Source organism: Sphingobacterium sp. 40-24 (genome assembly GCF_001899705.1).
Classification (GTDB): domain Bacteria; phylum Bacteroidota; class Bacteroidia; order Sphingobacteriales; family Sphingobacteriaceae; genus Sphingobacterium; species Sphingobacterium multivorum.
In genome coordinates, this window is the sequence record NZ_MKWH01000037.1 from 197659 (window position 1) to 211925 (window position 14267).

The 14267-nt window shown below is 40.7% G+C and carries 11 protein-coding genes; 7 read left to right on the plus strand and 4 right to left on the minus strand.

Going from position 1 to position 14267, the window contains the following annotated elements; all coding sequences use genetic code 11:
• Positions 1-11 precede the first annotated feature (11 nt).
• A complete protein-coding gene (locus BGP15_RS15655) occupies positions 12-2237 on the minus strand; it encodes a helix-turn-helix domain-containing protein (protein WP_201640116.1) in 2226 nt (741 codons plus the stop codon).
• Between the two features lie 197 nt (positions 2238-2434).
• Between BGP15_RS15655 and BGP15_RS15660 the strand changes: the two genes are divergently transcribed.
• From BGP15_RS15660 to BGP15_RS15675, 4 genes are all read left to right on the plus strand, one after another.
• Entirely contained in the window at positions 2435-2932 is a 498-nt protein-coding gene (locus BGP15_RS15660; protein WP_046671961.1) for a cupin domain-containing protein, read from the plus strand.
• Positions 2933-3170: 238 nt separating this feature from the next.
• Entirely contained in the window at positions 3171-3917 is a 747-nt protein-coding gene (locus tag BGP15_RS15665; protein WP_286770029.1) for a hypothetical protein, read from the plus strand.
• 10 nt (positions 3918-3927) lie between these two features.
• On the plus strand, positions 3928-5037 hold the full coding sequence (locus tag BGP15_RS15670) for a hypothetical protein (protein ID WP_112375490.1): 1110 nt from the start codon (positions 3928-3930) through the stop codon (positions 5035-5037).
• 34 nt (positions 5038-5071) lie between these two features.
• Positions 5072-6067, plus strand: a complete 996-nt coding sequence (locus BGP15_RS15675; RefSeq protein WP_120333221.1) for a hypothetical protein — start codon at positions 5072-5074, stop codon at positions 6065-6067.
• 72 nt (positions 6068-6139) lie between these two features.
• Here BGP15_RS15675 and BGP15_RS15680 read toward each other — a convergent pair whose 3' ends face one another.
• Both BGP15_RS15680 and BGP15_RS15685 read right to left on the minus strand, forming a co-directional pair.
• Positions 6140-7249, minus strand: a complete 1110-nt coding sequence (locus BGP15_RS15680) for a TFIIB-type zinc ribbon-containing protein (RefSeq protein ID WP_286770030.1) — start codon at positions 7247-7249, stop codon at positions 6140-6142.
• A 23-nt stretch (positions 7250-7272) separates the two neighbouring features.
• Positions 7273-8427, minus strand: a complete 1155-nt coding sequence (locus tag BGP15_RS15685) for an SPFH domain-containing protein (RefSeq protein ID WP_286770031.1) — start codon at positions 8425-8427, stop codon at positions 7273-7275.
• A 167-nt stretch (positions 8428-8594) separates the two neighbouring features.
• Between BGP15_RS15685 and BGP15_RS15690 the strand changes: the two genes are divergently transcribed.
• The 3 genes from BGP15_RS15690 to BGP15_RS15700 all read left to right on the plus strand — a co-directional run bounded on the left by BGP15_RS15690 (position 8595) and on the right by BGP15_RS15700 (position 13190).
• The gene (locus BGP15_RS15690; RefSeq protein ID WP_070563183.1) at positions 8595-10448 is read left to right on the plus strand and encodes a DNA topoisomerase IV subunit B; all 1854 of its coding nucleotides are present in this window, start codon (positions 8595-8597) and stop codon (positions 10446-10448) included.
• 37 nt (positions 10449-10485) lie between these two features.
• Positions 10486-11328: a formyltetrahydrofolate deformylase gene (gene purU / locus BGP15_RS15695; RefSeq protein WP_286770032.1), complete on the plus strand. Its 843-nt coding sequence runs from the start codon at positions 10486-10488 to the stop codon at positions 11326-11328.
• A gap of 83 nt (positions 11329-11411) precedes the next feature.
• Positions 11412-13190, plus strand: a complete 1779-nt coding sequence (locus tag BGP15_RS15700) for a hypothetical protein (RefSeq protein ID WP_286770033.1) — start codon at positions 11412-11414, stop codon at positions 13188-13190.
• 79 nt (positions 13191-13269) lie between these two features.
• Here BGP15_RS15700 and BGP15_RS15705 read toward each other — a convergent pair whose 3' ends face one another.
• Entirely contained in the window at positions 13270-14175 is a 906-nt protein-coding gene (locus BGP15_RS15705; protein WP_070563192.1) for a class I SAM-dependent methyltransferase, read from the minus strand.
• Positions 14176-14267 lie beyond the last annotated feature (92 nt).

Genomic DNA, 14267 nt, shown 5'->3' on the forward strand with positions numbered 1-14267 from the left:
ATTTTTATTGCCTACAATCCCAAAACTTTTTGTCCAATTTTAATATCCGGATAATCAATATCCACGCCCAAAAGCATCTTAAGTTCCGAAGAGGATTTATCCGGATTTGCACGAATAACACCAAGAATACGATCCAACTTCTCCTGCTCGATCAACTCTGTTGCTTCCACTTCCGTACCAACAAAATTAATTAAATGTCCATATATCGTACCTGCGACCATCCCGCGCTTAACCGCTATATCAGCAATGCTCATACCATCTTTAAACATTTCTAAGGAAATCTCCTTTGTATCCAACTTCTTCGGCCCTTCTTCATCTGCACTTTGCGCAGCCAATTCATCTTTTTCTTTGGTCTTCACACTAGCAGCAACATCGAGCATCGCTGTTTGAAAATCTTCCCGTTTTGAAAGCGTATCAGCAATAAGTAGACAATGTTGCAACTGCTCGCGTTTTCGCTTGTAATCAAGCAATAATGCTTTTAACTCATCAATATATTTCTTCGTACGTTTTCGTATCTGGTACTCCTCAATATGTTTGGTTAAAGCCTCAATCAGATCTACATCCATTTTCGGTAAAAACCAATTGACCGCAGCAGTAGAACGTTCACAGATGACGTCATAATCGATTGCGTTTTTATCCCGCAACAAATCATACAGTACAACAATAAATTTATGTGCAACTTTCTCTTGGTTCTGAAGGTGCTTGACCAATTGTTGGAAAAATAATACGGCTTGTTCCTTTCCATCAATATTACGCTCTTCAAGTGATTTCAGCAGCTCCGAAGTCTCGGCCAATAGTCCGTCCCAACGGAAACCGTGCATTAAAATCTGGCCAAGATAATTCCGTTGGCATTGCTCCAAAATCTCATTGACGTCAGCCTGCCCCTGAGCACGCTGTGCAAATTCGACCACTTGGTAATCGGTACGGATGGCATAAGAAGGGATAATGGATTTTAATACAAGTCCATCTAAACTCGTTAAACGGCTCAATGCAACGTACACCTGTCCCGCGGCAAACGAGGTCCCTGCGTCAATGATCGCTTTTTGAAAAGTTAAACCCTGACTTTTATGAATAGTGATAGCCCAAGCCAATCGAAGTGGAAATTGCGAAAATGTACCCAATATCTCCTCTTTAATCTGATCTTGCCCCTTATCGTAATTATACCGAATATTCTCCCAGGTCTCCCTTTTTACCGTTACAGATTCCGACCCATCAGGAAATGTAACCGTTACCGTGCCCTGCACCGTATCGATGTCCTTTACCGTACCGATCTTTCCATTGTAATATTTACGTTCATCACCGGAATCGTTTCGAATAAACATCACCTGAGCCCCTATCTTTAAGGACAACGTTTCTTCAGCAGGATAGGAGCCCTGCGCAAAATCGTCCTTTACAACTGCTTTAAGATTTAACATTTTACCCGATAATGATGCCAGCTTGGCTCCATTTATTTCATCCGCATTTCGATTATGGGAGGTCAATGTAATATACTGTTCCTCTTCATTTGGAACAAAGTCCTGTTGATAATAACCATTTAAGGTCGTGAGCATGTCACTTGTACACTGATTGTTTCGTATGGCATTCAAAATTGAAATAAAACCTTCATCTTGTTGACGATAGATTTTATTGAGCTCTAACATCACCAGCGGATTATCCCTCAAAATTTTAGCATTAAAGAAGAAAACAGAAGAATAATGATCCCGCAAAACATTCCATTCGGCATCTTTCACAACTGGCGGCAACTGGTACAAATCTCCGATAAACAGCACCTGTAATCCACCAAAAGGCCGCATATCGCGACGAACAGATTGCAGAATTACATTAATCGCATCTAATGTATCTGCACGGACCATCGAAACCTCATCAATCACCAAAAGCTCTAGCTCCTGCAAGATGGCCCGACGCTGCTTGGTCAATTTAATCGTGCTGAATAAACGTGATTTATTGTAGATATGACTATCCTGTTCGTCCCAACGTAACTCATAATCTTCAATAAAAGTCCCAAAAGGAAGCCAAAATAAAGAATGTAAAGTTGTTCCGCCCGCATTCATCGCCGCAACACCTGTAGGTGCAGTAATAGCCATCTTTTTGTAGCTATGCTCACGGATATACTTCAAGAAAGTCGTTTTTCCGGTACCCGCCTTTCCTGTAATAAATACATTCTGGTTCGTTTGGTTAACAAAAGCAACAGCCTGCATAAATGCAGTATTTTCCCGATCGACTTGAAAGTTTGACATATCCTGAAATTAGATTGATCACAAAATTAGCAATTTCATTTTTAACTTCACGCGATATAGTATAGCTTAGGGTATCTAACGCAGCTCCATTATAAAGGATTTAGATTAAGCTAAAACGGTTAACTTAAAATATTAAATGGATTTTTTTTATATTTAGCAACTGAATTAACGAATAACAAATTTTTAGAATTTTTAATATGGCTATAGATAAAATCGCATTGTTTGAAAAAGTACAGGAAATGCTGACATCCAAAGGTTTTCGTATTGATAAATCAGATGCTGCACGCCCTTGGGGAGGATTTTTCGTAATCGACGAATCCCAAGCGCAAGAATTTGCCGATGAGTACTTCGGCGGAATGGATGTACAAGAATTAAGAATCTCAGGAAAATTAAGTCCAAAAATTTTAATTGTTGCACCAGAAAAAAGACTTTCATGGCAATATCACCACCGTCGTGCCGAAATATGGCGTGTTATCCAAGGTAACGTAGGTGTTATGGTTTCTGACACCGATGAAGAATCGGTTGTTTCAACCTTGAAAGAAGGCGAAACAATTAGATTACGCCAAGGACAGCGTCACCGTTTAATTGGATTGGATGGCTTCGGTATTCTAGCCGAGATCTGGCAACACACCGATGCCAACAACCCTTCTGATGAAGACGATATTGTTCGCGTACAAGATGATTTTGGCAGATAGTAGTCCCACAGGACCATGACCACCAAAACAAAGATTCCCAATCAACAATTGGGAATCTTTGTTTTTATCCCTAACATAAAATGCGATAGCAGCTGATTCACTCGCCCTACAGGTCCATTTCATCGCTTCTATCCAAGCTCCTATACCTCCTGTATCCATTTCAGGTATTCCATAGCGCAATTCATTAGAAGAGAATATTAATTTTTATTATTTTAGTAGAGATATAATCAACTATGATATGATGAGTAACGACGATACTAAAAGAGGATCCAGTATATTAAACAGTCTAAAGAAATTAATTTTTGAGGACGATCAGCCGCAGCAAACGCCACCGGCACAAGCCCCTCCAGCACCAGCTACTAACGCTGCTCCAGAAAGACCCCATGTACCACCGGCATATTCATCGCCCACGGCCCAGGCTCCAACTGGAAAAACACCTCCCCCAATTCCCCTAACAGCCAATGACGGAACAACCGACCTCAAAGAAATGAAATTAAAGGTCTATGCCATTCTTGAAAAACTCAACGAGCAGGGTGTCGATTTTTTCGAAGTATGGAACGCTGCTGCCGCAATGGGAAAAGTAGAGGAAAACACATTAAAAGCGGCCTATACTTCATTGAAATTTGTAGACAGTTCGTTAACCAAGGATAAACTGGTAGCAACTGGCACAAATTATGCTAATAAATTGAAAGAAACCATTGCCAAAGAATCGGAACAAAAACAGGCTGAAAAGAAAAAGACTGAACAGGACCGAACCATGGAGATTGCAAATCTGAACACTGAAATCAAAACAATAACGGAGAATATCGCCAAATTGCAAGATGATCTACAGAAAAAACAACTCGCTTTGGCACAAATTAATGAAAAGTACGAACCAAGGATTAAAGATATCGAACAAAAAATAAACATCGGCAACGCGGCCGTTGATGAAGTGGTCACCGAAATCAACACTGCATTGCGTATGATTAATCAATCAATAACATAAAAACAAATCAATGGAAAGAAAAGATCAGTATGTTAATATTCCCGCTGAGATAAAAACGCAACTTCCGATATTTCAAGTACTGGGCGATCATTTGCCTGCACAATTAAAATCACCAGAAGCGAAGAAGACAGCTTCGTCGATCTTCTTTTGGGCACTTTTACTTGGTGGAGCCTTTGCTTTTTTCAAGTACTTACCGATTATGCTGGAATATGCCGGAAAAAGTATTCTTTTTGTGCTATTCAGTATAATCCTGATTACCTTATTATTGCTAGCGCCAAAGATCATTGCGCTATTGCACAGATTGGGAACCGTCCTACTTTTTAAAGGTGAAAAATCCATCATTAGAAATAACCCTATTGAAACCTTACAACTGTTATCAAGAGATGCAAAAGACACCCTGAAACGTGTGAAGGAAAAAATCAGCAATGTAGACGGTGTCCGGATCGACATGATTCAAAGCGGTGAAACTGCTCAAAAAACAGCCGAAGAGAAGTACACCTATGCGAAACGTTTCACCGCTGAAGCGGCCAATCTCGACGAGAAATCAAAGGAGGAAACGAGCAAAAATAATGCAGAGAAGGCAAATGCTTATGCAAGAGATGCCAAAGAAACCCGTACCAAAGCATTTCTATTGGGAAAAGAAGGTGAATCTGAAGAACAAAATGCGCGCAGTTATGTCCAATATGCCAATCAATTTGCAAAAGTATTGGAAGTCCTAAAAGATAATGAAAGCGCAGCGCGTATCTATGTCAGCACTTTAGATAGCAGCATTTCCATTATTTCCAAGAAGCTAGAAGCCACTCAAAAGATGAAAAATGCCACCGATGGCCTAGCCGATGTGTTCAATATTAAAGATGGCTGGGCATTTCAAGAGGCCATGAATGCCGCAACAGGTGCCATCAGTCAAAATATTGCCTCTATCCGATCGAATCTTGATTTCTTGGATCAAAACAACAACATCACCGTGGGTGGTACGCCTACTCAAGGTGAACTGGAAGAGTTTATCCGCAAAGTTGACGAACGTAATCTAAATGTATTAAACGTAACGCAAATGGCCGATGCCAGCTATGAACTCAAACCCGAAGAAAAAGTAGATAAAGGATTTACATTACTCGATTAATATTAACTAAAATCAAACTTATTATACGAACATTATGGAAGAAAAATCAACATGGGCAAGATTAAGATGGCCAATCAAAGCAATTATCATCGCCTTACCTATTCTCGCAATTGGTTATTGGGCCATTCAATCGGGCAAATTTGATGCTAATTCGACAGTCCAAACAACGGATTCAACAAGCAATAATGGTCATGCGGCCGCACCTTCATCAGGCTCAGAAACGACTCGTTCATTCAACTATCAACCCGAAAAACCAGTCGATGGCGAATACAAGGGTGTCGTTGAAGTGGGCGCTTCGGGTTTCAATTCCTTTGTCGTCAATATGGACAAAGAAAATCGCTGGGAGATCATTTCCAAAGACTTCGGAAAGTCATTTGCCTACGAAGGATTGGCAAATACGGAAGACATCCGTAAAGGACTAAAAGATTATATAGGCATGATGCTCGATAAAGGCGTCAAATCCAAAAACATACATTTCGTCATTAGCTCCGGAGCCCAGAAAGAACCTAAAACTTCAGTTATCAGTGCTGAACTAAGAAAAATGGGCTTTGTGGTCAACTTGGTTACAGCAGAGCAAGAAGGAAAATTAGCGTTAAAATCTGTCCTGCCGAAAGCTTACGAAGATAATTCATTTGTTGTTGACATTGGCTCCGGTAACACCAAAATTTCCTGGATTGACGGTGACACAAAATCGGTAGAAGCACCTGGTGCAAAATATTATGAAAAAGACCTTAAAGATGACGCTGTCTATACAGAAGTAAAAAAATTAGGCGAGAAAATTCCTTCAAATAAAAGAGAGGTTTGTTTTATTATAGGCGGGGTTCCTTTTGAACTAGCATCACAGACACGCCAAGGTGAAGAGCGTTTTACGGTTTTGAACGATCCAGCATCCTACAAAGCTGATAAAATAAAAACAAAAAGCGGTGTCAACATCTATAAAGCAATTAAAGATGCAACCAATTGCGACACCTTCGTATTTGATTGGGATGCCAATTTCACGATCGGATTCTTACTTTCACTAAACAAATAGTCAAGACGATTAGCATAAAAAAAGCGCTGTTCTCTTTTATTGAGAACAGCGCTTTTTTTATAACCTTTTTTGTTATCCCATAAAACTCAATAGATACAACACAATAATGATCGCCAATATCAAAAAAGCAATTTTCCAGAAGCTATAAGGTCGTTGTCCATAAACTTTACCGTTAAAAGCATTGACCATGATCTGATAGCTCTTTCCTTTGTACTGATAAGCAGATAACCATACAGGTAAAAGAATGTACTTCAATTTAATGGATTTAAAATCGCTATCAATAGAATCAATATCCTGTGTATCACCACCGATGTCATGCTCAACCTGACGTTCGATTTCCCGATCCATAATAGTCCGGGCAGTCTCCCCCGCTTTTACATGATCCACGCTAAAAGTTTCAGCGATAAAGCCACTTAAATATTGCTCATTGAAAGGTTTTAGGTAACCCAAATTCCAAGGTCCAATTTTATCAGAAAACTTTTCGGGAAGAGATGTTGATCCCGATATAACAATATCCTTAAATTGGCTATAGATACTTCCTGAAGCCGGATACCAGTTTGTGCGTCTTTCTTCGTATTCTTCCGTCTCGCCATCCGAATTGCGTCTTGTACGCGTCACATAATAATATTCTCCACGTGATCCTACGTAATCAGATTGTACATCTGCATCATATGACCAAAATGGTACATACACCCCTTTTAAACGATCATTTCTTGAATTAAAAATTCGCTTGAAGTCATTCGGAGCGAACCATATCTTACCCGCCCATTGTGTCAATAGCCCAAAAGCATTTTTGTAATCAACGGAAAATGGAACAAGACCATGTGGCTTCACAATACGCTTTTGTTGATGGTCAATTACCAAAGGTGAAGCACAAAAAGCACATAAATCTGCCGTAACATGTGGATTCAAACGCGAGTTTGCACCACAGTTACTACAATGCACAACTTCAGCCAAATAGCTATAGCGCTCATCGGCGAGCCCCTCCATTGCTTGTCCAAAAACTTTATAATCTGTAGATTCAATATGCCCATCTTCCGGTAGCTGATCCGCTATTTCATTCCTGGTTCCACAATAGGAACACGCTAAATAGGACGTACCGGGCTGATAAGTCAAAATAGCACCACAGCCCTGACATTTTAACCCCTGCTCTATTTCGGAGGTTTTTTCTTCAAAACTCATAAAACTCGGTAATGCATTTTACCCTAAACTCCTGGTATCGGTGGCGGGTTCTGCGAAAACAGATCCTTTAATTCGACTACCTTTTCAGCCTCAATCCAGTTTTCAAGTCCCTCTTTCCAGACCAAGGTAGCAAGTGTCATCGTCCCCTCTTTTATCAGAGCGCGCAACTGTTCCGAATCAAAGGGCCCTTCCTGTTTACCTTTAACGGCCAGGTAATAAGCGACCGCTTTGGGCAATGGAGGAGGTCCAACGGCCCCTGCAGACGAAGCCGCAGCAGCTGATCCCGTACCAGTATGATTATTCCCATCAAAACTGTTTTGCTGAAATACATTACCCATTTGACCAACCATTCCTGCTCCCAACCCAGCACCAAATCCAGCACCTACAATCCCTCCACTACTGGGATTCTCAGCAGCTTTCTCCATTGAATTTGCGGCTTGGAATTGGGCATAGGCCCCCAGATTACCAACGACCCCCATACTGCTTCGCTTATCAAGGGCTTTCTCGACTTCTTCTGGGAATGAAATATTTTCAATTAAGAACTTCGTTAAGCTCAAACCCAACTCATCAAAATCAACCCCAATTTTTTGCTGTATCAAGGCCGAAACTTCATCATAGTTGGATGCAAGATCCAAGGCCGGTATCTTCGACTCAGCAATAGCATCCATCCCCCGCGATACCGCAATGTTTCGAAGCTGCTCTGTGATATCTTCAACTGTAAATACAGGCGTCGTCGCAACAAGCTGTTTCATAAAAACAGTAACGTTCTTCACCTGAAAAGAGAAATTACCGAAAGCCCGAAGTCGAATGGGACCAAATTCAGGATCCCGCAACATAATCGGATTTTTAGTTCCCCATTTCTGATTGACAAATTGTCGAAGGTTGACAAAATAAACATCGGCTTTGAATGGACTATTGAACCCATATTTCCAACCTCTGAGGGTTGTCATGATCGGCATATTCTGGGTCGTAAGTTCGTAACGACCAGGCTGAAAGACGTCCGCAACCACGCCTTCATTCAAAAATACCGCAGCCTGCCCTTCTCGCACAGTCAACTGTGCCCCCATTTTTATTTCATTCTGATACCGTGGAAACTTCCACACAATCGTATCTGTGCTATTATCGACCCATTCGATAATATCGACAAACTCATTCCTGATTTTATCAAATAATCCCATAAATTATTCTCTTTACAATTACTTACACTAAATGTAAACATTTCCCCGCAAACCGGCAATTTTCTCCAGCAGTATGCAAACTAGCGATATCTAAAAAATTTAGCCTTTTAAACTACTTATCGTAGTTTATTTTTTTTACTTTTGTTAGCTAAGTTCTACATTAATTTATGAGTACATATAACGAAGACAGCATTAGGTCCCTGGATTGGAAAGAGCATATCCGCCTCCGTCCGGGAATGTACATTGGAAAGTTGGGGGACGGTTCGGCCTATGATGATGGTATCTATGTTTTATTGAAAGAGGTCGTTGACAACTCAATTGATGAGTTTGTTATGGGTGCCGGTAAAACTATTGATATCACGGTAAACGAAAATAAAGTTTCCGTACGCGATTATGGACGTGGTATCCCAATTGGTTCTGTGGTTGATGTTGTTTCTAAAATCAATACGGGTGGCAAATATGATAGTAAGGCTTTCCAAAAGTCCGTCGGTTTAAATGGTGTTGGTACAAAAGCCGTAAATGCTTTGTCCAGTCAGTTTACCGTCCAGTCATACCGTCAAAATATAACACGCATTGCCCAATTCTCTAAAGGGGAATTAGTCAATGATGAACAAAAAGATACGACGCAACGGAATGGTACATCTGTAACATTCTATCCAGACGATTCTATTTTCAGAAACTACAAATACCGTCCCGAATTTGTAGAGAATATGATCTGGAACTATGTTTTTCTAAACTCAGGTCTTACGATCAACTTTAATGGGCAAAAGTTTATTTCTGAGCACGGACTAAAAGATCTACTGGAACGAAATATTGATGCCGAGTCCATGCGCTATCCAATTATCCACTTACGGGGGGATGATATTGAAATCGCGATGACTCACGGCCAGCAATATGGAGAAGAATATTATTCTTTTGTCAACGGTCAGCACACCACACAGGGTGGAACACACCAGGCAGCCTTCCGTGAAGCACTAGTCAAAACAATCCGCGATTTTTACAGAAAAGAATTTGACGCATCGGATATTCGTTCATCAATTATCGGTGCCATCGCCATCAAAGTGCAGGAACCCGTTTTTGAATCACAGACCAAAACAAAGCTAGGATCTCAAAGTGTAGGCCCAGAAGGCCCTACGGTAAGAGGATTTATCAATGACTTTGTTAAAAAAGCATTGGATGATTACTTACATAAAAATCCGGCTACGGCAGATGCTCTTCAAAAACGTATTCTTCAATCGGAACGTGAACGTAAGGATATCGCCGGTATCAAAAAACTCGCCAACGAAAGAGCGAAGAAAGCCTCTTTGCACAACCGTAAACTACGTGACTGTAAAGTGCACTTCAGCGATAAAAATGAACGTAACCAAGAAACAACGTTGTTTATCACCGAGGGGGATTCTGCATCTGGTTCTATTACCAAATCGCGGGATGTGCAGACTCAAGCTGTTTTCAGTCTGAAAGGAAAACCGTTAAACTCCTACGGTATGTCCAAAAAGATTGTTTATGAAAACGAGGAATTTAACCTCTTACAACATGCGCTTAATATTGAAGACGGTCTCGATGGATTACGCTACAACAATATCGTAATTGCTACCGATGCCGATGTCGACGGCATGCACATCCGCCTGTTGCTATTGACATTTTTCTTGCAGTTTTTCCCAGACCTTGTCAAAGCTGGCCACGTTTCCATCTTACAGACACCACTTTTCCGTGTCCGCAACAAAAAGGAAACGATCTATTGCTATTCCGATGAAGAACGACAAAAAGCAATCGCAAAATTAGGCGCTAAACCTGAAATTACCCGATTCAAAGGTTTGGGTGAGATATCACCTTCCGAATTTGGATTATTTATCGGAAAAGATATCCGTCTTGACCCGGTTATCTTGTCCAAAGACAATAAAATTCAACAGTTATTAGAATATTACATGGGCAAAAACACACCAGATCGACAAAAGCATATTGTCGAAAATCTGCGTGTTGAAGTTGACCTTGAAGAAGAACTAACAAAAAAAGCGGGTTAAAATAACCCGCTTTTTTAGCAACCTACAACCACCTTTCATGCACAACCAAACCTTAATTCTGATCCAATGTCAAGATGCCGTTGGATTGGTCGCCAACATTTCAAATACGCTGGCAAAATATCAACTCAATATTGTCACCATGCGTGAATATGTGGATGAAGAAGCCAACAAATTCTTCGTGCGTGTCGTGTGTAACGGTATCGTGCCTGAGCAGAAACAGCTTTCGGATTCCCTTGCCGAAGTACTTCCCCCATCTGCTCAGATACAGATAAACCCCAATAACCGCAAAAAAATCGTCGTCCTCGTGACCAAAGAGCATCACTGCCTTGCCGATATCCTGGTACGTCAACACTTCGAAACATGGGGAGCCGAAGTACAGGCCGTAATTGGTAATTATGAATCATTACGCTCCTTTACGGAAAAGTTTGATATTCCTTTTCATTGCATCTCACATGAAAACCTGACAAAGGAAACATTCGAAAAACAACTGATCGCACAAATCCAAAACTATAATTTCGATTACATCATTCTAGCGAAGTTCATGCGAATCTTGTCTCCTCAGTTTGTCAGTGCCTTTGAAAATAAACTGGTCAACATACACCATTCATTCCTACCCGCTTTTATTGGTGCCAACCCGTACAAGCAGGCTCATGCAAGAGGCGTTAAGATCATCGGTGCCACAGCGCATTTCGTTACCGACCAACTCGATGAAGGCCCCATCATCGTACAGGATATACGACATGTCAATCACACCTATACTGTAAAAGATATGGTAACTGCTGGCAAAGAAATAGAAAAGGCTGTTCTGAGCAGAGCAATTCGTCTGCTTAGTGAAGATCGTGTGATGCGCAACGATTACAAGACAATTGTATTTGAATAGTGATTACGATCATGTCCCGATAAAACAATCATTACTTTTTTTCAGCGTTATTCTCCATTATTTCGTAAAAGAAATATTTAAGAATGACGCATACTTTTCATATCCCCGTATTAGGCTTAGCTTTCTCCATCGACTCCGCACTTAAGGTCGCACAATATGGTATCTCCACCGTAATGTCTATTGTTGACGATGAACTCATCGAGCGCATGCGCCGCTATTACTGCGGACAATATCAAATCGTCTATCATCCGATCACTAAAACAGAAGAAGATTACCGGGCAAAAAGAATTACGGCCTATCTCAATCTCGTACAGTTTGTGGTCAATAAGCAAGTCGCGGCCTTGAAGCGTCAGCCCTTCACCGAAAATTCAGAACTTACCAAATATTTTCAGCTTTTACCCGAGTCACATCCTTCAAAACCGATTTATCACGCGATGGAAATGGAAACCAATCGCGCGATTAAAACCGAGCTGCAAGATCTATTGATCAATTATCTCAAACCGGGAGACATCGATGTTAATATTATGTCCAAAGTAGATAAAATGAATTACCAGGATGGTAACCTATTGGATCAGCGTTATTCTGATGCTTCAGCAGCCTTACGTGGTTTTGCAAATTCCAACTTGCATTCCTCCCTTATCCTTTCCGCAGGGATGAATCCACACCTATACGCTTACCTCGCTGAATTACCGGCTTTCTTCCCCAATAGTGAAGGTCTATTTGACAAAAAAGTCGTTTTGAAAGTAAGTGACTTTCGATCGGCGCTCATCCAGGCAAAATATCTCGCTAAGCGTGGTGTATGGGTATCTGAATTCAGAATAGAATCCGGTTTGAACTGCGGTGGTCATGCTTTCGCAACCGATGGTTTTCTTCTGGGACCAATCCTTCAAGAGTTTAAAGAGAAAAAAGAAAGTTTGAAAACCGAACTTTTCGAGATATACCACGCATATTGGGTTTCCCAGGAGCGCTCATTAACAACTCCTCCCAGCATCAAATATACAGTTCAAGGAGGCGTGGGAACAGCTTCAGAACATCAGTTCTTATTAGACTATTATGGATTCGATGCCGTAGGATGGGGATCCCCATTCCTGATGGTTCCCGAAGCAACCACAGTAGATCAAGAAACCCTGAAAGCATTGGAACTTGCCAAGAAAGAAGACTTCTACTGTAGTGGAGCATCTCCATTGGGAATTCCCTTTAACAATTTCAGACAAAGTGGCGCAGAGTACCTACGGTTGGAACGTATAAAAAAAGGGCGCCCCGGTAGCCCTTGTAAAAAAGAATACCTTATTTCGAACACCGAGTTTGGTGGTAAACCGATCTGCACTGCATCACGCGTCTATCAACATCAAAAGATCCAGGAACTACAAAAACAAAATCTGTCCGCTGCGGAATACGATAAAGCCTTTGACGCCATTACAGAAAAAACCTGTCTTTGTGAAGGGCTCGCAGCACCAGCTTATCTTAAGTACAATATCCAAAAGAGCAAAGAACAGACCGCTGTATCCATCTGCCCAGGCCCGAATCTTGTCTGGTTCAAAAAACAATATTCTTTGCGGGAAATGATCGACCACATCTATGGCCGTATATCAGTTTTTGAAAATGACAACAGACCTTTTGTTATGATCAACGAACTCAACCTGTATATCGATCATATTCAAAAATATGTCACAGACAATAAAAATATCATGAACGATAAAAAGATAAAATATGTAGCTAGATTCAAAGCACAATTACAAGCTGGAATAGCTTATTACAACGAACTTACCCAGCACTTATCGCTTATTCCACAAAATATCAGCACAGCGATACCCAGACAGCTTGAACTGGCATCACTACGTTTAAAAGACATCCATATGTAACCTCCTAATATAACTTTAAACAAACACGGGGCGCTTAAATAAGCGCCCCGTGTTATTATCAGGAATCTTTTGACAAGCCTTACTTCGCTATTTTGCGAAATTTACCGAATACCCCAAGTGGAAGTTTCGGTCCTGCAGTTGCTTGTAAGAACAACTCGCCTATTTCCAAGTTTTCCACTTTTGGGAAAGCTGTCTTAATTAAATTTTCAACAATAACAGAGGAAAACCCTAATGAATACGTATTCAAAATCAAGAAATGCTCTTTAGGATCCAATAGTTGAACGACTTCAGTCATCATTTCCATAATGTGATCTTCCAATTTCCATTTCTCGCCCTTTGGCCCATGCCCATATGCGGGTGGATCCAAAATAATCCCATTATACGTATTACCTCTTTTCAGCTCACGCTTTACAAATTTCAAAGCATCTTCAACCACCCAACGAATGTTATCCAAATTGGAAATTTCCATATTTTCATTTGCCCAGGTAACAACCTGTTTAATCGAATCTACGTGAGTCGTATCCGCGCCCGCAGCCTTTGCTATTAAAGATGCTCCACCAGTGTATGCAAAAAGATTTAGAACCTTCGGTCTTTCCGTCTTAAATGAACGTACAGATTCCGAAATATAGTCCCAATTTACAGCCTGTTCCGGAAATATCCCGACGTGTTTAAAAGATGTCAAGCCCAATCTAAATTTGATGGCCACATCCTTATTTTTATATTCGATATGCCAACGGTCTTGGGCCTTAGGATTTTTCTTCAACCATTCTCCTGAAGTAGCCGAACGACCTTTGAATTTGATATGATAACGCTTGTTCCACTCCGCATCAGTCAATGCTTTAGGCCATACAGCCTGAGGTTCTGGTCTGATTAAAATTAAATCACCAAAACGTTCCAGTTTTTCAAAATCACCACAATCAATGAGTTCATAGTCCTTCCAATGCTGTGGGGTCAATAGTTGTATATTTGTTGCTGCCAAAATCAAAATTTTCCGACAAAACTAAGCTAAATTTCAATATAAAAGAAATCTGCATGATGCTAACACAGATCAAACACATAAAATTACGCGCAATAAAG